At 69.1% G+C, this 24168-nt stretch carries 21 protein-coding genes; 12 read left to right on the plus strand and 9 right to left on the minus strand.

From position 1 onward, the window contains the following. The first annotated feature begins 32 nt into the window (after positions 1-32). Both WME79_RS38435 and WME79_RS38440 read left to right on the plus strand, forming a co-directional pair. The gene (locus WME79_RS38435) at positions 33-1184 is read left to right on the plus strand and encodes a zinc-dependent alcohol dehydrogenase (RefSeq protein WP_437525390.1); all 1152 of its coding nucleotides are present in this window, start codon (positions 33-35) and stop codon (positions 1182-1184) included. A gap of 26 nt (positions 1185-1210) precedes the next feature. Then, positions 1211-1603, plus strand: a complete 393-nt coding sequence (locus WME79_RS38440) for a hypothetical protein (RefSeq protein WP_437525392.1) — start codon at positions 1211-1213, stop codon at positions 1601-1603. A gap of 36 nt (positions 1604-1639) precedes the next feature. On the opposite strand, the gene WME79_RS38445 is transcribed toward WME79_RS38440, so the two are convergent. The 3 genes from WME79_RS38445 to WME79_RS38455 form a co-directional block, all read right to left on the minus strand. Next, positions 1640-2701 (minus strand): imelysin family protein, encoded by a 1062-nt coding sequence (locus WME79_RS38445; RefSeq protein WP_437525394.1) that lies wholly within the window; start codon positions 2699-2701, stop codon positions 1640-1642. A gap of 62 nt (positions 2702-2763) precedes the next feature. Then, entirely contained in the window at positions 2764-4155 is a 1392-nt protein-coding gene (locus WME79_RS38450) for a hypothetical protein (RefSeq protein ID WP_437525396.1), read from the minus strand. A 7-nt stretch (positions 4156-4162) separates the two neighbouring features. Next, a complete protein-coding gene (locus tag WME79_RS38455; protein WP_437525398.1) occupies positions 4163-4774 on the minus strand; it encodes a hypothetical protein in 612 nt (203 codons plus the stop codon). Between the two features lie 707 nt (positions 4775-5481). Between WME79_RS38455 and WME79_RS38460 the strand changes: the two genes are divergently transcribed. The 4 genes from WME79_RS38460 (at position 5482) to WME79_RS38475 (ending at position 10779) form a co-directional block, all read left to right on the plus strand. Next, a complete protein-coding gene (locus WME79_RS38460; protein WP_437525400.1) occupies positions 5482-6606 on the plus strand; it encodes a metallophosphoesterase in 1125 nt (374 codons plus the stop codon). 37 nt (positions 6607-6643) lie between these two features. Next, entirely contained in the window at positions 6644-8299 is a 1656-nt protein-coding gene (locus WME79_RS38465) for a tetratricopeptide repeat protein (RefSeq protein WP_437525402.1), read from the plus strand. Between the two features lie 276 nt (positions 8300-8575). Continuing rightward, positions 8576-9970 (plus strand): glucose-6-phosphate dehydrogenase, encoded by a 1395-nt coding sequence (gene zwf / locus WME79_RS38470; RefSeq protein ID WP_437525404.1) that lies wholly within the window; start codon positions 8576-8578, stop codon positions 9968-9970. After that, positions 9967-10779 (plus strand): HAD hydrolase family protein, encoded by an 813-nt coding sequence (locus WME79_RS38475; RefSeq protein ID WP_437525406.1) that lies wholly within the window; start codon positions 9967-9969, stop codon positions 10777-10779. The genes zwf and WME79_RS38475 overlap by 4 nt, the downstream gene beginning before the upstream one ends. Here the strand turns inward: WME79_RS38475 and WME79_RS38480 are convergent. The 3 genes from WME79_RS38480 to WME79_RS38490 form a co-directional block, all read right to left on the minus strand. Beyond that, positions 10776-11201: a CBS domain-containing protein gene (locus WME79_RS38480; protein WP_437525408.1), complete on the minus strand. Its 426-nt coding sequence runs from the start codon at positions 11199-11201 to the stop codon at positions 10776-10778. The genes WME79_RS38475 and WME79_RS38480 overlap by 4 nt on opposite strands. A 198-nt stretch (positions 11202-11399) precedes the next feature. After that, positions 11400-11999: an HdeD family acid-resistance protein gene (locus WME79_RS38485; protein WP_437525410.1), complete on the minus strand. Its 600-nt coding sequence runs from the start codon at positions 11997-11999 to the stop codon at positions 11400-11402. Positions 12000-12363: 364 nt separating this feature from the next. Beyond that, a complete protein-coding gene (locus tag WME79_RS38490) occupies positions 12364-12633 on the minus strand; it encodes a hypothetical protein (protein ID WP_437525412.1) in 270 nt (89 codons plus the stop codon). Positions 12634-13156: 523 nt separating this feature from the next. Here WME79_RS38490 and WME79_RS38495 point away from each other — a divergent pair. Further along, positions 13157-14842 carry a right-handed parallel beta-helix repeat-containing protein gene (locus tag WME79_RS38495; RefSeq protein WP_437525414.1) on the plus strand — a complete coding sequence of 562 codons (1686 nt, stop codon included), beginning with the start codon at positions 13157-13159 and terminating at the stop codon, positions 14840-14842. A 173-nt stretch (positions 14843-15015) separates the two neighbouring features. Continuing rightward, positions 15016-16461: a right-handed parallel beta-helix repeat-containing protein gene (locus WME79_RS38500; protein ID WP_437525416.1), complete on the plus strand. Its 1446-nt coding sequence runs from the start codon at positions 15016-15018 to the stop codon at positions 16459-16461. A gap of 49 nt (positions 16462-16510) precedes the next feature. On the opposite strand, the gene WME79_RS38505 is transcribed toward WME79_RS38500, so the two are convergent. After that, the gene (locus WME79_RS38505; protein WP_437525417.1) at positions 16511-16912 is read right to left on the minus strand and encodes a hypothetical protein; all 402 of its coding nucleotides are present in this window, start codon (positions 16910-16912) and stop codon (positions 16511-16513) included. 251 nt (positions 16913-17163) lie between these two features. On the opposite strand from WME79_RS38505, the gene WME79_RS38510 reads away from it, so the two are divergent. From WME79_RS38510 to WME79_RS38520, 3 genes are all read left to right on the plus strand, one after another. Then, entirely contained in the window at positions 17164-19377 is a 2214-nt protein-coding gene (locus WME79_RS38510; protein ID WP_437525418.1) for a cytochrome c peroxidase, read from the plus strand. Positions 19378-19420: 43 nt separating this feature from the next. Continuing rightward, positions 19421-20704 (plus strand): PAS domain-containing protein, encoded by a 1284-nt coding sequence (locus WME79_RS38515; protein WP_437525419.1) that lies wholly within the window; start codon positions 19421-19423, stop codon positions 20702-20704. A gap of 217 nt (positions 20705-20921) precedes the next feature. Next, entirely contained in the window at positions 20922-21980 is a 1059-nt protein-coding gene (locus tag WME79_RS38520; RefSeq protein ID WP_437540023.1) for a cyclase family protein, read from the plus strand. On the opposite strand, the gene WME79_RS38525 is transcribed toward WME79_RS38520, so the two are convergent. Both WME79_RS38525 and WME79_RS38530 read right to left on the minus strand, forming a co-directional pair. Continuing rightward, positions 21951-22772 carry a hypothetical protein gene (locus WME79_RS38525; protein ID WP_437525420.1) on the minus strand — a complete coding sequence of 274 codons (822 nt, stop codon included), beginning with the start codon at positions 22770-22772 and terminating at the stop codon, positions 21951-21953. The genes WME79_RS38520 and WME79_RS38525 overlap by 30 nt on opposite strands. Before the next feature lie 49 nt (positions 22773-22821). Continuing rightward, entirely contained in the window at positions 22822-22986 is a 165-nt protein-coding gene (locus WME79_RS38530; RefSeq protein ID WP_437525421.1) for a hypothetical protein, read from the minus strand. Between the two features lie 215 nt (positions 22987-23201). On the opposite strand from WME79_RS38530, the gene WME79_RS38535 reads away from it, so the two are divergent. Continuing rightward, positions 23202-23609, plus strand: a complete 408-nt coding sequence (locus WME79_RS38535; RefSeq protein WP_437525422.1) for a hypothetical protein — start codon at positions 23202-23204, stop codon at positions 23607-23609. Positions 23610-24168: the final 559 nt, after the last annotated feature.

The following is a 24168-nucleotide window of genomic DNA, read 5'->3' on the forward strand; positions in this document are numbered from 1 at the left end:
TGCCCCATCGAGCAAGCTGGGAGGTCGTGCGAATGCTGGCGCTCACATACCATGGGCCGAAGAACGTCCGCGTCGAGGAAAACCCGGAGCCTCGGGTTCAACACCCGAACGACGTGGTCCTGCGCGTGAGTCGCGCCACGATCTGCGGTTCTGATCTGCACCTCTATCATGGCTACGTGCCTGACACGCGCGTGGGGACCATCTTTGGCCATGAGTTCACCGGCGTCGTGGAGGAGCTCGGGGCCTCCGTGCAGACCCTGAAGCGCGGCGACCGCGTCGTGGTGCCCTTCAACATCGCCTGCGGGACGTGCTTCTTCTGCCAGCGAGAGCGCACCTCCGCCTGCGAGAACACGAACCCGCTCACCACGCTCGCCAGCGGGATCTTCGGTTATTCGCACACGACCGGCGGCTACCAGGGCGGCCAGGCCGAGCGCGTCCGCGTCCCCTTCGCCGACGTCGGCCCCATGAAGATCCCCGACGACCTCTCGGACGAGGACGCGCTCTTTCTCTCGGACATCATCCCCACGGGGTACCAGGCCGCGGAGATGGGGGACATCGGCCCCGCGGACACCGTGGCCGTCTTCGGCTGCGGGCCCGTCGGCCTCGTGGCCCAGCGGTGCGCATGGATCCTCGGCGCGCGCCGGGTCATCGCCGTCGATTCGGTCGGTTACCGCCTCGATTTCGCGCGCCGGCACAACAAGGCAGAGACGCTCGATTTCAGCGCGACCCCTGATGTCGTGTCCGCGCTCCGGGACATGACCGATGGCCGCGGGCCGGACGTCTGCATCGAGGCGGTCGGCCTCGAGGCGAACGGCTCGGCGCTGCACGACGTGCTGGGCAAGGCGCTCAAGCTCGAGGCCGGGTCGCCCGTCGCCCTCAACTGGGCGATCCAGTCGGTCCGCCGCGGCGGGCGGGTCTCGATCATCGGCGTCTACGGGCCGCCGTGGAACCTCATCGACATGGGCGCGGCCATGAACAAGGGCCTGACGATCAAGACCGGGCAGTGCGACGTGAAGCGGTACATGCCCCGCCTGCTCGAGCACATCCGCAACGGGCACATCGACCCGAGGGCGCTCATCACCCACCGCGTCCCGCTCGAGGCGGCCGCGGAGATGTACCGGGTGTTCGCGGCGAGGACCGACGGGATCCTCAAATGCGTGCTCATTCCGCGGGGGACCAAGTGAGCTCTGCCATCGAGGAGGAGGCGATCATGGAAGCCGAGATCGTGCTGCCGAGGGAGCTGCCATACTGGGGAGTCGATCTTTGCCTCGAGGACAGGCCCGGCGTCCCGAGGGAGGTGCCGCCGCGCCTCCTGGAGAGCGCGCACTGGCTCGAGCCCGAGCAGCAGCCGATCGAGGGGCTGGTGCTCAGGCACCCCGGGCGCGCCCGCCCGACGCCGGTGTTCAGCACGGCATTGCCGCCGAGAGGAGCGAGCGGCGCGCTGCGCCGCATCGCCTACAAGGTCCCGGATCACCGGCTCTCCCACTGGGTCGCGCTGTTCATCGCGGATCGGGTCGACGTGATCGAGAGCCTCCCTCTCCTGTTGAAGAGGCGGGCCGTCAGGGCAGGCAAGCCCAGGCGCACGGCGTCACAGCGCGCATGACGGAGGCCCCCTGAGGTGGGTGTCGCCGTTCGTGGATCATAGCTCCGGGATGCCGAGCAGCTCGGCGGCTTCGACCATGCTGCGGACCAGGGAGCCCTCCACGGTGTCATCGCTCTCGCGCTGAACCAGCGAGAAGAGCTGGCCGAACGGGGTCTCGAGCTGCGCCGCCGTCGGATCCTCGGAGCTCCACATGTCGGGCACCGGCGGCAGCGCGTCGCCGGAAAGCGCGGCGTAGGCATCCTCGAGCCGCTCGAAGCCATCGAGGACCGCCTGATCGACCGCGGCGGCGTCGCCCTCCTTCGAGAGGAGCCAGCGCTGGAACGCATTGTAGGTCAGCCTCCCGGCTGCGACGTTCGCGCGCATGTCGGCGAGGGTGTACTGGGCATAACGGGACTCCTCCTCGCCCGTGGCGGCCTTTGCCACCTTCTCGACCTGCTCGCCGAGCGAGCCGATGACCCCCCGGAACGCCGACGGCGCGTCGAGCGCCAGCCCGCGAAAGTCGGATTGCATCTTCTTCGTGTCCGCCACCAGGCGGGCGCAGAGGCCGCGCTTGAACGCCTTGGCCTCGGCCTCGGTCGCGGGGAACGCCGCGGCGCGGTACCTGGCCCCGAGGCCCGACTCGAACTCAACGACCGCAGGCGGGATGGCGTCGGACCAGAGGATCCGCTCGATGGCGTGGACGCCGGTCACCCCTTCGCCGTCGAACGGATCGGCGTCAGCGGCCGTCTCGATGAACGCGTCATACCGGGCGTCGGTGGACTCATCGAGATCCCGGAAGATGACCGCGATCGCGCCCTCCACGTGCTCATACGCCCACCGCGCCTTCTTCCACTCGGCCTTCATCGCATCGACAGCGTCCTTGTCGGCTGCCGCGCTCCATCCGTCCTCGTCAGGCTCGGGCGCGGCGGCCTGCAGCGCCGCCGCCGCGGAGGCGAGGTCGTCGAGGTTCGTCTGGATGAACGCCTTCACGTCGAGCACGGCCTGCTCCTCGTAGCCAGGGGCGGCGAGCGGCTCCTCGCCGTCGCTCCCGCACGCGGCGAGCGCGAAAGAGGCGGCGATGGCAAGGTAGACGGGAAGACGCGCGCGATGGATGACCATGGGGAAGAGCTCCTGTCTTGGGGTGCGCTCGGAAGGAGCGCACAGAGTCGAACAGCGCCTCCTCAACGAGCCTTGTAAATGAACGCCATCCTCGCGAGGCACATCTCGTCGAACGCCGTATCCCCGAGGAACACGTCGACCGGGCTCGTTGTGTGTCGCTCTCTCAGCGCCGCCCGCAGATGCGGATTGTCCAGGGAATTGTCGTACGTGCACCTGATCTTCAGCGCGTCGCTCGGCGCGAGCCGCGGGAGGTCGTCCATCGCGGCGTCGACCTGGTAGAGGCGCTGCCATGTGAGATCCCAGGACGGGTCCTGCAGCAAGCACTCCTCGGTCTCCTGGCCGGAGGCCCCGCCCGCGTGCTCGATGTCGATCTTCACGTCGGTGCCGATGTAGTGCATGTGCGGGCCGACGCCGTAGACATGGAGGTCCGGCGTCGGGTGACCGTTCATCGTGGCAGGCAGCGTGTAGCGCATGCGCTCGACGTGGTCGTGAGCGCCTGCCGGGATGCGGAAGGAGGCGCCTCGCTCGTCGTCCGGACCGGGCTGCAAGCCGTCGCCGTTCGCGAACTGGCGAGCGTAGTTGCCGACGAGCGCGAAGAGCATCTCGTACTCGGGGCGCGACGGCGTGAAGCGCATCTGAAAGCGCGTCCTGTCCGGAGCTGCCGTCGCCCCGGCCGGGTGGTAATGGATCTGCATCACGAGCCGTGAGCCCGCCGGTATCGCGGCGCCTACGTTCGGTCCTGCGTCGAAAGGCCGACCGCCGGGCGCCCAGGCCGCGACGACGCCGCCCTCGACCCGCGGGCCACCAAAGCAGTCGTAGCTGCCGTCAGGGCCGGCGAGCGCCTCGCTCTCGCCTCGCTCGTCGAGGAACATCAACGCGTGGTGCACGATCTTCGAGTTTCCGACGAGGAAGCTCCATCCGTTCAGGTACCTTGTGTCCGGGAGCTTCGGATCCAGGACGAAGCAGCGAAACAGATCCGACTCGCCGCTCGCGACGAACGGCGCCATCGGCGCCAGCTCCAGCTCCGCGCCGTGGAGCTCATCCGCTCCCGACGCGAGGGGAGCCGGCGAGAGGGCGCGCTCCCCTTCCGGCGCCCCTCCTGCGCTCCACGCCTCGATCCTCGCGATCTCCTCGCCGCTGAGCCGGAGATCGGCCCTCCAGCCATGGCGAGGCCTGCACTCGTCCGTCTCGAACGCGCCCCACGGGGGCATCGTGCGCTCCCTCGTGACCTCGGCGATCAGGTCAGCGACGCTCTTCGCGTCCTCGTAGCTGCCCAGGCCGAACGGGGCGATCCCACCGGTGGCGTGGCAGCTCACGCAGCTACGCTGAAGGAGCGGCTCGATATCGGCGTGGAACGTCGGCGTCCCGCCGGCCGCGTCGGAGCCGCTGGAGCAGCCCGCGAGCGGAGCGGCGGTCAGGAGCACCAGCAGGAGGGCGGCTCGTCGCGCGCTCACCGGGTCCTCATATGGGGTCGTACACCTCGGCGTTGCACTCGATGGTGAGCTTCCCCGCGTCTTGCGTGCAGACCGGCGGGCTGTAGCAGTTTCCCACGCTCATGGATTCGGCGGCATCGCCGACGCAGTCGCACGACGGCTCCGGCATGCAGGGGCCAGGGATCGGATGACAGAAGAGCTGCGGCGGCGGCTTGAACGGCTCTTCGTGGGGCTCGTCGAGGATCTCGCAATACTGATCGGCCGATCTGCAGAAGTAGCTGCCGCAGGCGAAGGTCCCTGGAGGCGCGGCGGCAGCGGCGCACGTCTCGGCCGCGCCGATGCTCTGTCCTGCCCGCTCCGCCTCGCAGGCGCTCGCGTAGGCGCGACCGTCGCAGGCGCAGACCTGCGTGTCGCTCTGACACGTCGTCGGTCGCAACAGGCAAGCTCCGTCCTTCCCTCCACAGGCCCCCGGCGGATAGTAACAGAACTCGTCTTCGGCGCAGATCGTCCCGCTGCACAGCGCCGCCGCTGCGGGGCTCGGCCCGCTCCCGGCGTCATCGGCTCCGCATCCGACGAGCGCCAGCGCAGCGCTTGACCACAGGAACCCTCGGGCCACACCCCTGCCCATGGACAGATTCATATCAGGTTCTCCTGTCCCACCCGCAGATCTACCGCGCCCGCCGAGCACCAGCACATGATCGGTCGATTCAATGGAGGACCTTCTTCATAGGAGGAGCATCTTCGAGGATGCCAGTTCTCCCACCCAGGCGCACCCGAGGATTATGACAACGTCGCTGCAGCCCCGCCCGCGAGCAACGCGGATGTCAGGGGCACAAGGCCTGATCGACGTATGTCCTCGTCGAGCCTGTCAACGGGGAGAGGATCGAGTCGACAGGTTCTTCTACCGGCAGCGCCAAGGACAGTGGTGTGGAGATTAAGTGACAAATTGAGCTGCTGTCCTTCGGCGACGATCTGGTCCCCCGGGATCGCGCTCGTCGAACACGGCCAAGGCAGCGGAGCTCCTCCTTAATATATAGTTCTATCGGCGAGCTCGATGCCGTCCCGTCGGCTTTGCTCGAGCTCTCGGTGTGTCTGCAGCGTCGGCACGCACCAGGGCGGCTCGCTTTGAAGCCGCTGTGCGACGACACCAGACAGAGCGCTCGGGCCATCGGGCGCGAGCACCTGACTTGCATTCATACGCAATGATATCGCAACAATTTCTCCACGACAAAAATAAGAGTCCTTGCAATAGGGTAGATTTTCCATCCAGGGGGCAGATCTCTCGATCTCGACGGTGACGCCGTGAGCGCGGAGCCCCGTGCGCCTGGTGGAGAAGGAACGTATTCCATGGTGACACAAGGAGATAGGGATCAGCAGAAGGAGCCTCGTAAGGCTCCGCTCGCGCGGATGTTCGGCCTCGTGATCGGCGCCATCGTGCTGGCGCTGTCGATGGGGACCGGGGTTTCGGCGTGTGGCAGCGCGGGCGGCGACGAGGGCGCGAACGACGATCCGCAGGGGGTTTACGACGGGCAGGAGGAGGAAGGCGCTCTCGAGCCGAGCGAGTCGGCCTCTGCCGCGCTCAACGGAACGGTCTCGACGGATCCGAACCTCAAGATCGCCTTCATCGGGGACACGGGCACGGGGAGCAGCTTCACGAGCGTGCTGAACCTCGTGCTCAGCGAGGGCGCGGCGGCGGTCGTCGTCAACGGCGATATGTCGTACTCGGCCAACCCGACCACGTGGTGGAACAAGGTCGAGTCGGTCCTCGGCACGACGTTCCCCGTGTTCATCTCGCGCGGCAACCACGATGACTCCTCCTGGAGCGGCTACCTGCCCAAGGCGGCGAATCACCTCGGCGGCGCGACCCGGGTCGCCGGCGCGCACGACGCCAACTACAAGACCACCTTCCGCGGCCTCGTGCTCGTGACCGCCAAGAAGGGCGATAACGGGGCGACGCACATCACGCCGTTCCTCAACACGGACACGCACATCTGGAAGATCTGCCACTGGCACCAGAATCAGGCGGCCATGCAGGTGGGCGGTAAGGGCGACGAGATGGGCTGGGACGTCTACGAGACGTGCCGGAAGCAGGGCGCGATCATCCAGACGGGGCACGAGCACAGCTACGAGAGGACAAGGACGCTCACCAACATGACCTCACAGACCGTCGACCCCACGTGCAACGGCGCAGGGATCCTCTGCGTCGGAGGAGATGGGACGAACGGGCGGTCGTTCGTGACGGTCGCCGGCCTCGGCGGGAACAGCATCCGCACCCAGACGCGCTGTACACCGACCACGTTTCCGTACGGGTGCAACAACACGTGGGGATTCATCTACACCTCGAACCAGAGCGCGAACTATGGTGCTCAGTTCATCACCTTCAACGTCGGCGGCAACCCCAGGGCGGCCACGGGTTACTTCAAGACGATCAGCGGGACGACCGCCGAGACGTTCTCGATCACCCATGACTGAGCGTGCCTGGCGAGTCTCCCGATCGCAGTAGGGGTGCATGTTGCGCGAGCTCTCCCCCGGCCGCCGCGGGCTCCTAGCCGTCGCCGCGCTGGCCGCCGCTTCCCACGCGACGGCCCTCAGCGGCGGCTACGTCTGGCTCGATCACGCGCAACTCGGTGAGGGGCGCGCGCTCGCGGCGCCCTCCGGCTGGCCAGGGCTGTTCACCCGGGGCTTCGCGGACACCAGCTTCTACCGGCCGCTCATGGCGCTGTCGCTCTCCATCGACGCGGCCGTGTCAAAGACGCCCGGCTTTTTCCACGCGGTCACGCTCGGCTGGCATGCGCTCGCGTCGGTCATGACGACCGTGGCGGCGCGGGCCCTCGGCCTCTCGCCCCGCGCGGCGCTGGCGGCCGGGCTGCTCTTCGCGGTGCATCCGACGACGTCCCTTGTGGCTTCCGCGATCGCGTTTCGCTCGGAGGCGATGATAGCGGTCTTCCTCCTTGCGCTCGTCGCCGCGCACGAGGCGCAGAAACCCGCTCTCGCAGCCGCGGCGCTCTTCGCGGGTGCGCTCACGAAGGAGACGGCGTGGCTGCTCGGTCCGCTGTTCGTCCTGGCGCTCTCCGCCGGGCGACATCGGGAGGGCGGCTCCCCGGCCGATGGGGGTGCCGCCCGGCACGCCGGGCCGCGCCCCCAGGCCTCCTCCACCGACGGCGCGACGCGCCTGCGCCTGCTCGCAGCGGAAGGCGTCGCGTTCGCGGCCGCGACCGGCCTCCGCCTGCTGTACGCGCCCCGCTTCCGGGCCCAGCATCCCGCGCTGCCTCTCGACGAGAGCATCGGTACGAGGCTCGCCGCGCTCGGGAAGAGCGCCCTGGTGCTGGTCGTGCCGCTCGATCAGAGCATCTGCGATGCGTTCCGGATCACCCGCACGGCGAGCCTTTCGGCCCTCCTCGGCGCCGCCGTGCTCGGTGGGGTCGCGGTGCTCGCGTCACGACGGCGGGGCGTTGCATGGCTCTTCGCGCTTGCTCTCCTTCCTTCGCTCCAGCTCGTCCCGGTCATGCGCTGGTGGTCGCCCCATTACCTCTATGTGCCGCTTGCGTTCGGCGCGATGCTCCTCGCCGAAGCAGCCGACCGCCATGGCCGCCGCCTGTGGGCGCTGGTCCTTGTCCTCGGCGTGCCGTTCGCGGCGCTCTCGCTGCGCGAGGGACGAAGGTATGCGAGCGATGAACGCCTCTGGGCGCCGGAGGTGAGCCGCGAGCCCGCGTGCCGCGAGGGGCAGTTCTTCCTCGGCGACGTGGCCCGGGACGCTCGCGACTGGGAGGCAGCCGCGTCGCGGTACGAGCGAGCCGCGGCGCCCGACGCCGACCATCTCTCGTACGCCGATGAGCTCGCGGCGCTCCAGAACCTCGGCGCCGTGCGCTTCGCCCAGGAGCGGTGGGCCGACGCTCGCGCCGCGTGGACGTCCGCTCTCGAGCGCTCCGGTGACAATCGAGAGAAGCGCCAGATCACCCACAACCTCGCCACCGTCGCGCTTCGCAGCGGTGACCCGGCAGAAGCGGCCCGCCTGCTGGAGCCCGAGACGCGCCGCAACGATGCGCTCCCCGAGTCGCTCCTGATTCGAGCCAGGGCATTGCACGATCTCGGCCGCGAGGACGAGGCTGTCGAGCTCGTGAAGAGGCTCCAGGGCATGGCGCAAAAGCGCGCCCGCGCTCGGTGAGCCGCTCAGACCCGGCACATGCGCAGGCTGCACAGGAGTGGTGCGGATCTGCGCTCAGGTATGCGGCGGCAAGAGCCCCGGAGAGCCTCCCGCCGCCGCGTTCGGCAGGGCCTGCTCGTGCCGATCCAGCGTGGCACACGCGATGCCGGACCGCGACCAGGGCCCCCAGGGCCATCACGAGATGCGAGGAGCCGAGCGCATGTGCACTGGATGGATGGAAGGTAAGGGGAGCTCGGGCACGCGGCGCGTGATGTTCGGCGCCGCCGAGCAGGCGGCATGAAGGCCGCCGACGCGCTCGTGCTCTTCGGAGCGACAGGCGACCTCGCCTTCAAGAAGATCTTCCCGGCGCTGGCCGGGCTGATCCGCCGCCGCAAGCTGGAGGTGCCGATCTTTGGCGTGGCCAAGAGCCCGTGGAGCATCGAGCAGCTCTGCGCCCGCGTCCGCGAGAGCCTCGAGCGGGCGGGCGTGTTCGAGGCCGGCGTCTACCGCGAGCTGTGCGCGCGGCTCTCGTACGTGAGCGGGGATTACGGCGATCCGGCGACGTTCCACCGCCTCCGCGAGCGGCTCGGCACCGCCCAGCGGCCGCTCCACTACATGGCCGTGCCGCCTGACCTGTTCGAAGAGGTCGTCAAGGCGCTCGACCGCTCCGGCTGCGTGCGGCGAGGGCGGCTCGTCGTCGAGAAGCCGTTCGGCCACGATCTGGAGTCCGCTCGGGCGCTCTACCGCACGCTCGCGAGCGTCTTTCCGGAAGAGGAGATCTTCCGGATCGACCACTTCCTCGGCAAAGAGCCGGTCCAGAACATCGTTTACTTCCGCTTCGCGAACGCGCTGCTCGAGCCGGTCTGGAACTCCCACCATGTCGAGAGCGTCCAGATCACCATGGCCGAGAGGTTCGGCATCGAGGGCCGCGGCCGGTTCTACGACGCCACCGGGTGCATCCGCGACGTCCTGCAAAACCATCTCCTGCAGGTGCTCGCGTGCCTCGCCATGGATCCACCCCCGTCCGGGGACGCGGACGCCGTGCGCGCGGAGCGCGTCCGGCTGCTGCGGGCCATCACGCCGCTCGATCCGGCGCACGTCGTCCGCGGTCAATACCAGGGGTACCGCGGCGAGCCGGGCGTCGCGCCAGGGTCGCAGGTCGAGACGTACTGCGCCACGCGGCTCCGCATCCACACCTGGCGCTGGGCGGGCGTGCCGTTCTGCATCCGCGCTGGCAAGCGCCTCGCCGTCACGGCGACCGAGGTGCTCGTCCTGCTGCGGCGGCCTCCGCACGCCGTGTTCGAGGATGTCGGGCGCGGGGATCCCGACTACGTGCGCATCCGGCTCGCCCCGTCGCCGGAGCTCGCCGTCGGCGTGCGGATCAAGGCGCCCGGCGAGCTGATGGCCGGACAGCCGACCGAGCTGCTCGTGGCGAGCGACCTGTCCGAGGCGCTGGCGCCCTATGAGCGGCTCCTCGGCGACGCGCTCGCCGGCGATCCGACCCTGTTCGCGAGCCAGGCCGAAGTGGAGGCGCAATGGGCCGTGGTCGAGCCGATCCTGGACCAGGCGACGCCGCCCTCGCCCTATGAGCCGGGCAGCTGGGGCCCGGCCGAAGCCGACCGCCTCGTCGCCGACCTCGGCGGGTGGCGTACGCCCACCGTGGCCACCCCGCTGGCGAGGAGAGCCGCATGACCGGGATTCGGGTGCTGCTCGCCGACGTGGACGGCGCGCTCCTCACGCCTGATGGAGTGCTCACCCCCAGGGCGGAGCAGGCGGTGAGTCGCCTCCGCGACGCCGGCATCGACCTCGCGCTGATGAGCAGGCGTTCGCCGCGCGGCCTGCGCGTCCTGCTCGGGCGGCTGGGGATCGCGACGCCCGTCGCCGCGTTCGGCGGCGCCATGCTGGTGCGGCCGGATCTCTCCGTGATCGAGCGGCACCCGATGGACAACGGCGCGGCCGCGGTCGTCATCGCGACCCTGGAGCGACACGGCGCCGCGGTCTGGGTCTACCAGGGCAACGACTGGCTGGTGCGCCGCGCCGACGCGCCGCACGTCGCGCGCGAGCAGGCGGCCGTGCAGTGTGTCCCCAGGGTCGTCGAGCGCTGGGAAGGCGTCGTGGACAGCGCGGTCAAGATCGTCGGCGTCAGCGACGACGCCGAGGTGCTGGAGCGCGGCGAGTCGGACCTCCGGGGGGCCTGCGCGTTCTTCTCGGCGTCACGCCCCGTGCCCCATTGCATCGAGGTGATGCACCCGCGGGCCAACTCCGGAGAGGTCGCGAGGACCCTCTCGGCGCGCCTCGGCGTCTCCGGCGCAGCCATGGCCGCGATCGGCGAGCTGCCCGACCATGTGCTCATGTTCCGGGAGAGCGGGCTCAGCATCGCCATGGGGCAGGCGCGCGCCGTCGTGCAGCGGCAAGCCGACTTCATCACGCTGTCGAACGCCGAGGAGGGCTTCGCGCACGCCGTCGAGACCTGGCTGCTCGCCACGAGCGGTGGTGTCTAAGCGACGCGCCTCTGGCTCAAGAGGTCCCTGGCGAGGCGGACATAATCGGAGGTGGTGACGATCCCGACGACGTGGAATCGCTCGTCGACGACCGGGAGACACCCGATCTTCAGGTCGAACAGCTTGGCGGCAGCCTCGGCGGCGTCCGTGCCGGGACGCACCGTCTCGACCACCCCGTGCATGATCTTGTCCACGTGGAGCTTGGCCTTGTACTCGATCTCGTCGTCCTCCGACGGCACGCTGAGGCTCGCCGGCGACACATCGAGCACGTCATGCCGGCTGACGATCCCGACCAGCACGTCGCCGTCGGTCACGGGGAGGTGCCTGATCCGCTGGTGGTTCATCATCTGTTCGGCGCGCTCGACCGAATCGGTTGGAGCGACCGTGAAGACCGGGTGAGTCATGATCTCATCGACGCGCATCGGTTCCGACCTCCTCCGCCGCCACGCGGGGCGTCCCCGGCGGGCGGCGGGCGGCGCAAACCCAGCGTCCACGCCGCCCGCGTGTGGCCTTCCTCGGTCTGAGCATTCCGATCGGCCGTCTTGCCATCCCCCGCCGAAGACAGCGCCGCGCGCCCCCGAGGACGAGCGCTGGGCGCGGTCTCCGGCCCGGGGCGCCTGTCACATGCTGGCCACCGGCCGCTGTCGCGCGGCGGTGCCGATCAGCAGCATCGACGTGCCGCTGACGAGGACGTTGACGCCGACGAGCAGTCCGATCGCCCACGCCGCGGTGCTCGGCCAGCGCCACCAGATCAGGACCCCAAGCGCCAGCGCGAGCAGCCCGTCGAACAGGAGCCAACCCCAGGCGGGCATCTCGCGATGCTGGAGCGCGCGGACGATCTTGAGGAAGCCTTCCGCGAAGAAGAAGGCCGCGAGGATCAAGGTCAGCGTGACCGTGCCCGTCACCGGGAAGGCCACGATCAGGACGCCCGCTGCGATCTGGATCAGGGCGCCCGCGATCGACCAGCCGGAGTTGGCCCATCGCCGGTGCTGGATGGCGTGGATACCCTGGAAGAGACCGCTCGCCACCAGCACGGCCCCGATGGCGACCGCCGTGACCAGCGAGGCGATCACGGGCATGAGGATCGCGAGAGCGCCAAGCACCAAGAGCGCGATGCCGAGCCCGATGAACGAGCCGCGGTTCTCCCGCAGGGTGTGAGGCTCGACCAAATTCAATCCGAAGCTCGTCGTGCGAACAGGGTCCTCCCAGCGATCAGCCATGTGTGTACCCTCCTCTTCCCGGAGCTGGAGTTTCGCCGTAACCGCAACCGTCAATGGAAGCCCAGCGCCTCACCGGCGTGCCTGCTCGCCGCAACGAGCGCCACGCGCTCCGCCGAGAGCGCATGAGCCGGGCGGGGCACGGCAGGGTCGGGCCACGGCGAACAAGGTGCCGCCCCCGAACGGTGTCAAGTGACTCCAGAGCGGCCGGTCTCGCGCGCCCGTGATCAGGTTGCTCACCCCCTCACGCCCAGGGGATGGCGGAAGGCCCACTCCGCGGGGTGGTTCTACGAGCCATCAGCCATCCGTCATCCGTGCCGGCCGGGCCGCCCAGCCGGCGAGCCAACGCAGGAGCGCCGGCCCGCGCTCACTCGTACCACGTCGGCACGATCTCCCGCACCTCGGGCAGCGCGGCGATACGACAAACCTGGTCCCATGCCGCGTCCTCCAGCGCGCCATGGCGCGCGCTGCACTCGGCGTCTCCCGTGGGGAAGAAGTACAGGGTCTCTGCGGGCACATCGCATCTGGCGCGCCCCCTCGACGAGCCGGCCCGGATCGTGGGCGCGATGCCCCGCACGCGCGCGAGGAGCGCGGCGTCGCCCGACGGCAGGCAAAACTCCAGGGATCCATCGTTCACGCACCCCGTATCCTTGGTGAACGCGAGCTTCTGGGTCGGACACGACGGCGCAGGGGGCGGAGGCCCCTCGGCGGCCCCGTCCCCCGGCGTGGACGGCGGCGCGGACGTACAGCTCGCCAAGCACGCTATCAGCCAACGAGAGATCGCGAATCGTCGCATGGATCCACTCCAGGTGTGCTCCGACGGCGCACCAGCAGCCGATGGCGTGGCGCAGCCCGTCGAGCGATGCTGTCCGATCAAGACCTCCATAGCGTAGAGGACGCGAGCGTCCGAAGGCAACAGCCCTCTGCCCCGCTCCGGAGGCGGCGCCTCCTTCGCCGCGCGCCGCGCGACCCGCGACCCCGACGGCTTCGGGGGAGCCATCGTGTCGTTTTTCCACGGGGGCCGAATTGCACAGACGCTGGTTCTGTCACCCCGGAGGCACTGCAGTTTGGGCTTGACGTTTCCACGACGTTTGGGTGTGCTTTCCCCCGGCCTCGGCGGGCTTCAACCTCGACGACCTCGGGCTGGTGAAAGAATGAACGTGCGACTCCTTCTCTCGCTGTCTGCGCTGGGCGCTCCGCTGCTCGTTGCGACGAGCGGCTGGTCCAAGGACTACTACGTGGCCCCGGCGCCCGCCGGCAACGACGCGAACGCCGGCACCGAAGCCGCGCCGTTCGCGTCGATGGCCAAAGCGCAAAGCGTGGCCATGGCCGGCGACGTCTTCTACTTCAAAGGCGGCACGTACACGTACACGGAGGGCACCACCACCTGCTCGAGCGGGACGGCGACCATCAGCGGTGTGGTGCTGAACAAGAGCGGGAGCGCCGGCAGCCTGATCAAGTACTGGGCCGCGCCCGGCGAGAAGCCCGTCTTCGATTTCGACGGCATCAGGGATTCCTGCCGCATCAAGGGCATCCTCGTCTCCGGCAATTACATTCACCTCAAGGGACTCGAGATCAAAGGCGTTCGCCAGAACAACAACCTGAACCACGAGTCCTGGGGAGTGTGGAATCAGGGGAGCAACAACATCTTCGAAGCGCTCGACGTCCACCACATCATGGGCGCCGGCATCTTCATCCAGCGCGGCAGCAACAACCTGGTGCTCAACTGCGACTCGCACGACAACTTCGACGAGCTCACGTCGAACGGCGCAGGCGAGAGCGCGGACGGCTTCGGCTGTCACGTCGGCGCCCGGGAGACCGGCAATGTATTTCGAGGCTGCCGCGCCTGGTGGAACGCGGACGACGGCTACGATTTCATCAACTCCGGCGCCGCCTGCCTCGTCGAGCACTCGTGGGCCTGGTACAACGGCTACAAGCCGGGGACGACGACCGGCATCGGCAACGGCAACGGCTTCAAGGGCGGCGGATACGGCGCCGATCCGTCGAGATTTCCGGCCGAGCCCGCGGCGCACACGGTGCAAAACTGTCTCGCCGCCTTCAACAGGGCGGCAGGGTTTTACGCGAACCACCACCCGAGCACGCTCTACTTCTACAACAACACGTCGTACGGCAATCGCCCCGACTTCAACATGCTCGGGATGGACTTCGACGGGAACGACATCACCGTCGGGGTCTATCGGAACAATCTGGCGTTCGGCGGGACGCTGTTCTCGAACCGCAACGACGCCGACGACGCGAACAACTCCTGGACGGCGGGTGGTGTCACGGTCTCGGACGCGGACTTTCAGAATCCGTCCCAAATGGGGCTGGACGCTCCGCGACAGGCCGACGGAAGCTTGCCCGTGCTCACGAATTTCCGCCTCGCGGCGGACAGCGACGCCATCGACAAGGGCGTCGACGTCGGCCTGCCCTACGCAGGGTCCGCTCCGGATCTTGGCTGCTTCGAGGCGGGGTTGGTCGAGACCGAGACCGCGGGGGCTTCCGGCACCGGCGGTGCGGGGAGCGCTGGCTCAGGCGGTGGCGGTACCACGGCTACGGGGTCGGGCGGCGCAAGCGCAAGCGCAAGCGGAGGTGCGGCAAGCGGAGGTGCGGCAAGCGGTGGCGCAACCAGCGGCGGTAGCGGCGGCACAACGAGCGTCGGTAGCGGCGGAACCTCGGGCACGGGCGGCGGTGACACCGGTCCGAGCAGCGCCGACGACTCAGGCGGCTGCGCGTGCAGCACGCTTCGCGTCCACCGGCCGGATGCAGCGGGCCTCGTGCTCCTCAACCTCGCGCTCTGGGCCTTCAGGACGCGCCGGAAGCGCCGAGTCCCGGCCAGCGCATGAGCGCTGCCGCGGCTCGTGTGTCGCAGCCCTTCGCCCGGTTCTCGAATTTGGTACGAAGCGCGGTAGACGGCCTATTGCCGGCGTGGCAATGCTTCCATGGCATGAACCCGAGCTCCAAGCCCCAGTTCCCGACCCGACGCGGCCGCCTGTGGCGCCTCCTGTTGGCCCCGAGCGTGTTGTTGGCGAGTGCGGCCTGCTCTGACGGCGGCGCGGCTGACACAGACACTCCAGGAAGCGGCGGGGCTCCGACGAGCGGCGGCAGCTCGGGCGCAGGCGGCACCGTCGCGACGGGTGGCACGACCACGTCCGGCGGTGGCGCCGCCGGCTCGGGCGGCGGCGGAGCTGGCGGCGCCGGCGGGGGCGCCACCACGGGGACGGGCGGCGACGGAGCTGGCGGCGCCGGCGGGGGCGTCACCTCGGGGACAGGCGGCGGATCGGGGAGCGGCGGAGCGCCCACGATCGATCCCGATGCGCTCTTCGCGGCTCCGGATGGCGCGGCGGACGCGTCGGGAACGATGAGTGATCCCATGACCGTGGCCGCCGCCCTCCTTCGGGCGAACGCGGGTGACACCATTTACCTGCGCGGGGGCACCTACGCGCTCACTACGACCCTCAGCCTGACCAAGGACGGCATGCGCGGCTCGACCATCGATCTGCGCGCCTACCCCCTGGACAGCGAACGCCCCTTGCTCGACTTTTCCGCCATGGCGGAGAGCTCCAGCAACCGCGGGCTCGTCTTGTCCGGCGACTACTGGCACATCTACGGCATCGATGTCCTCCGAGCCGGCGACAACGGCATGTTCGTCAGCGGTTCGCACAACGTGATCGAATACTCCACGTTCGTCGAATGCGCCGACACCGGGCTCCAGCTAGGCGGAGGGGCGGCCGACAACCTGGTGCTCAACTGCGACTCGTATTTCAACGCCGATTCCAGCCTGGAGAACGCCGACGGCTTCGCGGCCAAGCTCGACGTCGGCACGGGCAACAGTTTCGTGGGCTGCCGCGCCTGGAACAACCTGGATGATGGCTGGGACGGCTACCTGCGCCCCGCAAACAACGTCACCACGACCTACGACGACTGCTGGGCCATCGACAACGGGAAGCTCAAGAATGGCTCGGCCGGCGCAGGCGACGGCAACGGCTTCAAGTCTGGCGGCAGCGACGGCAAAGACCTGAGCCACAACGCCGTCTACACGCGGTGCATCGCCGCGGGGAACGTCAACGACGGCTTCGACCACAACAGCAACCGCGGCAGCGTCACGATCCTGAACAGCGCGGCGCACGCCAACGGCAGCAACATCAACTTCAGCACCTCGAACATCGCGGCCTCGTTGACCATCAGAAACACGATCTCCCTGGGGACGAACGGGTCACTGTCGGCCACGACCACGAACATCACGAACAACAGCTGGCAAGGTGGACTGTCGGCCACGAGCGGCGACTTCGTGAGCGTCGACACCAGCCTGCTCAAGGGCCCCCGCAAGGCCGATGGCAGCTTGCCGGACATCGACTATCTGAAGCTGGTGCCAGGCAGCGATCTCCGCGACGCGGGCGCCGACGTGGGCGCGGAGTACAACGGATCCGCGCCGGATCTAGGTCCCTTCGAGAGCGGAGAGTAGTCCCACCGGCACAGGCGCGTGCGCAAATGTGCTTGGCGCCCTGAATCCATCAAGCCGGCTTCTTACGGAGGACGAGCCCGATCCCGACCGCGGCCGCGCCGATCACGAACGGCAGGGCGCCCAGCGAGGCGCCGATGCTCACGCACTGATTGGCCTCCTCCGTGCCGACGCGCCGGATCATCTCGCGCTGCGTGGCGTCGATCTCGACGCCGGGATAACCAAGCGCCGCTTCCACGCGGGCGAGCCCGATGGATCGGCCGAGCAGCCCCACCGAGACGGCGCTGAGCCCCAGCAGCACGGCGACGGCGCCCGGGATCCAGGCCATGCCCCGCGCCTTCGTCGCCAGCATCCCCGCCCCCGCAACGCCGATCCCGATGCCGGCCGTCCCGGCGAGGAGGGCGAGCCACGCCGCCCACCCGCACGCCTTGAACGCTTCCAACACGCTGTACATACGGCCCCACTAGCGCAGCGCCGGCCCGGAGAGAAGCTGGCCGTTTTGCCAACAAGGCGCCTCCGCGATGCCCGCCGCCGGCGGCCGGCGGCCTGGAGACGGCCCTCCTGGCCTGACACCGCAGCTCGCCCGCTGCGGGCCCTTGCCGGTGGGGATCGCCTCGCCCATGTTCCCGGCCGCAGGGCCGTGTCGCGCCGCCGAGCCCGGGCGGCCGTGCCCGCCTCTCCACGTCGCCACCTCGTCGAGAGATCATGGACGCATCCATCCCTGGAGTCCCAGCGCCGGGCGAGATCCTCGCAGAGAGGTATCGGATCGAGCGCGTGCTCGGGCGCGGCGGGATGGGTGTGGTCCTCGCCGCGGAGCACGTGGCGCTGAGGCAGCCGGTCGCGCTGAAGCTGCTGCTCCCGAGCTGCGTGCGCACGGCCGACGCCGTGGAGCGCTTCCTGCGCGAGGCCCGCGCCGCCGCGTCGCTCCAGGACAGGCACGTGGTGCGCGTGCTCGACGCCGGCCTGCTCGACGCAGGTACGCCGTACCTGGTCATGGAGCGCCTGACGGGGCTCGACCTCCGGGAGGTGCTCTGCGCGCGCGATCACCTCCCCGTCGCCGAAGCGGTCGACCTCGTCTTGCAGGCGTGCGAGGCGATCGCCGAGGCCCACGCGCACGGGATCGTCCACCGCGATCTCAAGCCGGCCAATCTGTTCCTGGCGAGAGATGAGCACGGGTTTTCGCTCATCAAGGTGCTCGATTTCGGCCTCTCGAAATCGACCGTGGACGACGGGAGCGGGAGCCTCACGACCTCGAACGTGATCGCGGGCTCGATGCCGTACATGGCACCCGAGCAGGCGCTCAGCTTGAAGTGGGCAGACGAGCGCGCCGACATCTGGGCGCTCGGCGTGATCCTTTATGAGCTCATCACCGGGCACCGCCCCTTCGAGGTCGGATGGACGCCGGAGAGCCTGCTCGCGGGCGTCGAGACCCCACCCGCGGCCATCCGCGCATGGAGAATCGACGTGCCGGCGGCGCTCGAGAGCGCGATCCTGCGCTGCCTGGAGAAGGATCGACGCCTGCGCCCACAGACGATCGTCGCGCTGGCCCAGGCGATCGAGCCGTTCGGGACGCCGGCAGCCAGCGCCTCTGTCGAGCACATCCGCCGCTACCGCGCGCCGGCCGACGCCTGCGAGCGGCCCGATCCCTCCCTCGCGGCCACCGAGCAGCTCTCACCAGCGCGAGGCGACAGCGGGAACAGGAGCACCGGAGAGAGCGGCGCCAGCACCACGCAGCGGCCATCGGCCGACGCACAGCCGCGCTCGCACCGGTCCGTGAGCCCGCTCGTCACGTCCACCCTCCCCGAGAGAGCGCCGGACGTACAGCACAACGCGACTGCCAGCTCGACCGCACCGGCGCGCCTCCGGCGAGGGTTCAGCGTGATCCTGGGCGGCGCGGTCGCGACCGCCGCGCTGCTCGCGTTCGGGCTCTCCCGCATGACGCCGACGACGTCCTCGGAGATCGCGCCGGAGCGGCTGGCGAGCTTCGCGCCCCTGCCCGCCGGCCCGGCGAAGCCGCCGGACCCGACCGCCGCGGCGCAGATCAGGCTGGGCCGAATGCTCTTCCAGGATCCGCGCCTGTCCAGGAACCATGACCTCACCTGCGCCTCGTGCCACCCGCTGGAGGCCTGGGGTGCGGATCACAGGAAGCTATCGCGCGGGAGCGAGGGTCTCGAGCCCCCGCGGAACACGCTGAGCGTCTACAACGTCGCCGGCTACTTCGCGCTGCTGTGGGATGGCCGGCAGAACAACCTCGTGGATCAGGCCAAGGACGAGCTCCAGTCCCGGAGCGCGATGGCGTCGACGCCCGAGGGCATCGAGGCGGCGCTGCGCTCGTCCCGAGGGTACAAGCACGCATTCGCGCTGGCGTTCCCCGGGCAGCCGCAGGCCGTGACGTTCGACAACGTCGCGCGGGCGCTCGCGGCGTTCGAAGCCACGCTGTTCACACGGAGCCGCTGGGACGTGTTCCTCGAGGGGGACAAGACCGCGCTGAGCGCCGAGGAGAGGGCGGGCTTCAACGTGTTCGTCGATATCGGCTGCGTCTCCTGCCACTTCGGGCCCGACCTCGGCGCCACGATGTACCAGAAGGCCGGGCTCGTGAAGCCGTGGCCCGACACGAAGGACAGGGGCCGCTACGAGATCACGCGGCGGGACGTCGACTGGATGGTCTTCCGGGTGCCCAGCCTGCGCAACGTCGCCCAGACAGGGCCCTACTTCCATGACGGCTCGGTCTCTTCGCTGGAGGAGGCCGTGAGGATGATGGCGAGACACCAGCTCGGGAAGGAGCTGGCTGACAAGGAGGTGCACCTGATCACCCGCTGGCTCGACAGCCTGACCGGCGAGATCCCCCGCGCCGATATCGAGCTCGACGAGGCGTCGCGCGAAATCGTGCTGGAGCGCGGATACCCAGGAAAATTGTGATCCACCTCAGCCGAGGCTGGGATAACATCGCCCTGCGAGGGCGATGGACGCGCAGAAGACCGTGGCGCTCGAGGCGGAGCTGGACGCGTTGCAGAAGGAAGTGCAGCGCCTGCGCTCCCGCGTCGCCGAGCTGGAGGAGGCCGACCGCAGCTTCCCGGAGCGCTTGCTCGACGCGCTGCCCAGCCTCGTTTACGTGCTCGATCTCGATGAGGGGCGGTACATCTACCGGAACCGGGAGCTCGCCGATCTCGCCCGAGGGGGCGATGGATCGGCGGCAGGCTCGCCCCATGGCGACGGCCTTTCCCCGATAGTCCATCCGGACGATATCGGTCGCATCGAGGAGTACCGGGCTCGCGTGGCCGCCTCGGAGAGCGGGGAGCAGGCGACGGTGGAGTACCGCGTGCGCGGTCGCGACGGCGGCTGGCGATGGTTCCTCGAGCGAGGCGTCGCGCTCGGCCGCGAGCCGGAGGCACCGGGGCGCCGGATGCTGGGATCGGCGCACGACATCACCGCGCGCAAACATACGGAGCAGATGCTCGAGCGGAGTGAGAGCCTGCTCCATGCGTTCCTCGAATACACGCCGTCGATGATGGTCGCGGTGGACGCCGCGGGCCGGCTCCTCCTCGTGAACCGCGAAATCGAGTCGTTTTACAAGATGAGCCGCGAGGAATTGCTCGGGCGGGTCGTCTACGACCTTCTCCCGGCGCCGGCGGCCACCTCGATACGAAAGGCCAATGAAGAGGTGGCGGCCGCCGGACGCCCGGGCGCATCCGAGCAGGTGCTCGTCTACCCGAATGGTCCGCGCACCTACCTGTCGACCAAGTTCCCCATCCGCGACGCCGAGGGGAAGATCTACGCGGTCGGGACGATCTCGGTGGACATCAGCCGAACGAAGCAGGCCGAGGCCGAGCGCGCGGAGATGCAGCGGCAGCTCATCGAGATGCAGCAGGCGACGATCCAGGAGCTCATCACGCCGCTCCTGCCGCTGGCGCCTGGCGTCGTCGCAATGCCGATCGTCGGGAGCGTCGACCCCGCGCGCGCCGAGCAGATCCTGACGACGTTGCTTGAAGGGATCGCCGCCCAGCAGGCCAAGATCGCCATCCTCGACATCACCGGGGTGAAGGTCGTCGACGAGCGGGTGGCGCAATCCTTCGTCGACGCGGCCCGGGCCGCGGGGCTGCTCGGCACCCGGGTCGTGCTCACCGGGATCAAGCCGCAGATCGCGCAGACGCTCACGACAATGGGCGCCGATCTGAGCGGCATCGTGACCAAAGGGACCCTGGAGAGCGGCATCGCCTATGCGCTGGGACGCCGGCTCCGCTGGTGACCCAGCGCGCTCCCACCGAGAGACCGGGTGTACGCGGGTACGCACAAGGCCTTCACAGCATTGGCGAAGCCCGCGACGATCTCGGAAGAGCAGTATTATGGCGCCCCTGACGGTGTACTCTATTGATGGCATGCGCCCGCGCCCATAATGGGAGCGCACGGCGCTGTCGGTACAACGTGCGATGTGACCCAGGAGGTTGCCTATGAAGCCTGGAGTGATGCCGTTACGTGGCGCGATCGTGGTGACCATGGCCGTCAGCCTGGTCGCGGGGGCAGCGCTGGCCCGCGGCGTGCCGATGCTGGAGGCTTACGATCCGGTGCCCGGTCCCTCGCCGTGGGGCCCTGACGACGAGGCGGGCGCCTCCAACACGCAGACGCCGGACAAGGTCCTCGAGGGCAAGCGCCTGATCAAGGAGGGCAAGGTCTATCGCCTGGGTCACGTTTACGAGCCGGGTATGCCGGCGTTCCCGGGCAACCAGGGGCTCTCCATGGAGGCTGGGCCGACCACGGTGATCCAGCAGCAGGTCACGAACTCCGAGGTGATGCACGGGGAGTTCGGCCAGATGGGGACGGAGTTCGACGCGCTGGGCCATTTCGGCTACATCCCGCCCGGGAGCACGGACCCCGCCGACGCGCTCTTCTACAACCAGTTCACCGGCGCCGAGATCCTCACGGAAGACGGGCTCGCGCACCTCGGCGTCGAGAACGTGAAGCCGCTCGTCACGCGCGGCGTGCTCCTCGACGTCAAGCGCTACGCAAACGGCGGGGAGACGCTCGCGTTCGGCCAGGAGATCACGCTGTCGATGGTGATGAAGACGCTGCGCGCGCAGAAAATGGACGCGCGGGACATCGGCCCAGGCGACGTCGTGCTGATCTTCACGGGCTGGGAGGAGAACTGGGAGCTCGGCACCGAGGGGTATTACACGCAGCCGGGCGTGGGGTTGGCTCAGCCAGGGATCGGGCTCGAGGTCGCGAAGTGGCTCTCCTCGAAGGGGATCGCCTGCGTCGGGTCAGACAACTTCGGCATCGAGGTCCTCCCGCCGAAGCCTCCGGTGGCGCCGGGGGTGATCTTCCCGGTGCACCATCACCTGCTGGTGAAGAGCGGAATCTTCATGCACGAGGTGATGGTGCTCTCGGAGCTGGCCGCGGATCTGGCCGCAGAGCTCGAAGAGCGGCCCCACGGCCACAAGAGCCCCTACGAGTTCTTCTACGTCTACAGCCCGCTGCCCCTCCGGGGCGCGTCCGGATCACCGGGCATCCCGCTCGCGATCCGGTGAGCGGATCGGCTCGCCTCGATCCGCGACCTGCCCGCAGGAGCTTTGGTATTCGCCCAGCTTGTCGGTGAACCAACGCGCCCGCCTGGAGCCCTGTGCGTGATGGGGAATGAGGTCGACGGCGCGCGCCTGGACCCGGAGCGCGTCGGGGCAGCGCCCAAGCGCGAACAGGCCCGCGGCGTACGTGTCGAGGAACGAGGCGTTCCAGGGGGCGAGCATCGCGGCCTTCGTGGCCAGGGGGAGCGCCTCCTGCGGGTGCCCCGTGGTGACGAGCGCCCACGCGAGGTTGTTGTAGGCCAAGGCGTCGCCGGGGAGGAGCGCGACCGCCCGGCGCAGCGCGGCGAGCTGCTCCACGCCGCGCTCTCGGTAGCCGAGCAGCTGACCGAGGAGGAGCCACGCCTCGCCGTCGTCGGGCCGACGCGCCACCTGCTCCTCCAGGCGGCTGATCCACTCGTTGACCGGCAAGCCCCTCTCGAACTGCATCAGCATCCGCAGCGCGAGGACGTTCGCCGGCTCCAACCTGAGCGCGCGATCGAGCTCCCTGCGCCCCTCCTCCCGGAGCGCGTCGTCCCCCCGCACTGACGCGCCCGAAAACGCGAGCTGCGCGCGCATGGCGTGAACGTCGGCCGCAGTGACCGTCGCCGGCGTCACCACCGTCTCCACCCCATCGAGCGGGACATGGACCTCGTGGAACTTGCCGAATCGGTGCACGAGCGGCACAGCAGCACAACCCGTGATGCATAGCAGCCACGAGGCGAGCAGCAGCAGGCCGATCGCTGGGGTCTTCACGTGCATGAGCGCCCTCCCGCGCGGTTCTTTGTGGGGGCCAGCCTACACGAGCCTGTCAGCGGCCGTCCATCGACGTGAGCTCCAGAGTCCTCCGGTTCTCCGGCACGCTCTTCAAAAAGCTCTCGCGATAGACCGGATCGTCGATCCTGTCAGCGATGGAGAGGACATGCCGGCGCGCCTCGCCGATGGCCGCGCGCGCAGCTTCGCCGGCCGAGCGCATCCATCGCCGCTCCTGTCCAGGATTTGCCACTGCGCGTCAGAGCGATTCACGCGGTGGGGCTCGCCGAGCAGGTTTCCAGTAGGTGTCCGAGGCGTCGCTTCCGGCGGCGTCGAAGAAAGAGCCAGGCAGCATCGGCGAACTCGGCTGCTCCACCCGGGGTGCTCGGCTCGTTCGCTCGCTCGGCTGCTCTGGATCTGATAGAATGGTCGTTGGCCATGCTCGAGCTCCTCCGCAACGCGCACCACACCGTGACGGTCGACCCGGTTTCGCAGATCGCGCGGGTCACGCGGAGCCCGCTGCCGTCCGAGTCTGCCACGCAGTTCGAGGAGCTGTGGATGGAGGTGGGCCGCGCGCTCGACCGGGTCGACCGCCATCGCCTGTGTCTGCTCATCGATCTGCGCGCGGCGGTGGGGCGGAATGATCCGAAGTTCGAGGCGGCAATGCAGCGAATTCGGCCGGTCGTGATGGGCGGCTTCCGGCGCATCGCCATCCTCGTGCGGACGACCGCGGGAGCGCTGCAGATCCAGCGCCATGTCCGCGAGGACGGCATCGATCGGATGATCGGCAGCGACGAGGCCCGGCTGCTCGACTACCTCCGCGAAGCACCGGCGCGCAGCCGTTGATGCGGGTCGCGATCGGCGCAGCCCCCCCAGACGCGCGCGGCTACGCCGTCTCCGACCTGCATCGAGGTGTCCTCCGTCCGGCAATATCCATCGCGGTGTCCCATGTTCCGTGAGGAGACGACGATCCGAAGTCCCCTGCAGCGCCGCCGCAGGGCGAACCTCTGCCAACCACGCTCCACCCCAGACCGCCCCCCGGCCCGAGCCACGGCACGCCCTCTACAGTGCTCAGGCGAGCCAGACGCGGCTCACGTTTCGTGACCGGCCGGCGACGATTTTTGTAACCTGGCGAAAACGAACGACTTTGTGGGCCAGCGACCGCGCCGCCCACGCGGGCTCGCGGCCAGCTCCTGGACGGGTGTCGCCCGCGAGGGACGTGGCCAGTCGAAGACTGGGACGGATCACCACTCCTGGGCGCCGCGGTCCATGTCCTTTTTGAGTTTGTGCAGCCCCCGCACTCCGGCCTTCTCGTTTGTTGTGCGATGTGCTTGTCAGTTCGTGAATTCGACGTATAGTATATTCGAGTCGCGCCCTTGCCGTCCGCAATGTAGCCATGCGGCGT

Source organism: Sorangium sp. So ce726, from assembly GCF_051521405.1.
In the GTDB taxonomy this organism is placed as follows: domain Bacteria; phylum Myxococcota_A; class Polyangia; order Polyangiales; family Polyangiaceae; genus Sorangium.

Bases quoted from the DNA above. Each gene is read 5' to 3' on its own strand.
- WME79_RS38510 (WP_437525418.1), top strand. From the start codon at position 17,164: ATGGACGCATCCATCCCTGGAGTCCCAGCGCCGGGCGAGATCCTCGCA.
- WME79_RS38455 (WP_437525398.1), bottom strand. From the start codon at position 4,774: ATGAATCTGTCCATGGGCAGGGGTGTGGCCCGAGGGTTCCTGTGGTCA.
- WME79_RS38505 (WP_437525417.1), bottom strand. From the start codon at position 16,912: ATGTACAGCGTGTTGGAAGCGTTCAAGGCGTGCGGGTGGGCGGCGTGG.
- WME79_RS38460 (WP_437525400.1), top strand. From the start codon at position 5,482: ATGGTGACACAAGGAGATAGGGATCAGCAGAAGGAGCCTCGTAAGGCT.
- WME79_RS38445 (WP_437525394.1), bottom strand. From the start codon at position 2,701: ATGGTCATCCATCGCGCGCGTCTTCCCGTCTACCTTGCCATCGCCGCC.
- zwf (WP_437525404.1), top strand. From the start codon at position 8,576: ATGAAGGCCGCCGACGCGCTCGTGCTCTTCGGAGCGACAGGCGACCTC.
- WME79_RS38440 (WP_437525392.1), top strand. From the start codon at position 1,211: ATGGAAGCCGAGATCGTGCTGCCGAGGGAGCTGCCATACTGGGGAGTC.
- WME79_RS38525 (WP_437525420.1), bottom strand. From the start codon at position 22,772: ATGCACGTGAAGACCCCAGCGATCGGCCTGCTGCTGCTCGCCTCGTGG.
- WME79_RS38515 (WP_437525419.1), top strand. From the start codon at position 19,421: ATGGACGCGCAGAAGACCGTGGCGCTCGAGGCGGAGCTGGACGCGTTG.
- WME79_RS38520 (WP_437540023.1), top strand. From the start codon at position 20,922: ATGCCGTTACGTGGCGCGATCGTGGTGACCATGGCCGTCAGCCTGGTC.
- WME79_RS38485 (WP_437525410.1), bottom strand. From the start codon at position 11,999: ATGGCTGATCGCTGGGAGGACCCTGTTCGCACGACGAGCTTCGGATTG.
- WME79_RS38465 (WP_437525402.1), top strand. From the start codon at position 6,644: ATGTTGCGCGAGCTCTCCCCCGGCCGCCGCGGGCTCCTAGCCGTCGCC.
- WME79_RS38535 (WP_437525422.1), top strand. From the start codon at position 23,202: ATGCTCGAGCTCCTCCGCAACGCGCACCACACCGTGACGGTCGACCCG.
- WME79_RS38480 (WP_437525408.1), bottom strand. From the start codon at position 11,201: ATGCGCGTCGATGAGATCATGACTCACCCGGTCTTCACGGTCGCTCCA.
- WME79_RS38475 (WP_437525406.1), top strand. From the start codon at position 9,967: ATGACCGGGATTCGGGTGCTGCTCGCCGACGTGGACGGCGCGCTCCTC.
- WME79_RS38435 (WP_437525390.1), top strand. From the start codon at position 33: ATGCTGGCGCTCACATACCATGGGCCGAAGAACGTCCGCGTCGAGGAA.
- WME79_RS38530 (WP_437525421.1), bottom strand. From the start codon at position 22,986: ATGCGCTCGGCCGGCGAAGCTGCGCGCGCGGCCATCGGCGAGGCGCGC.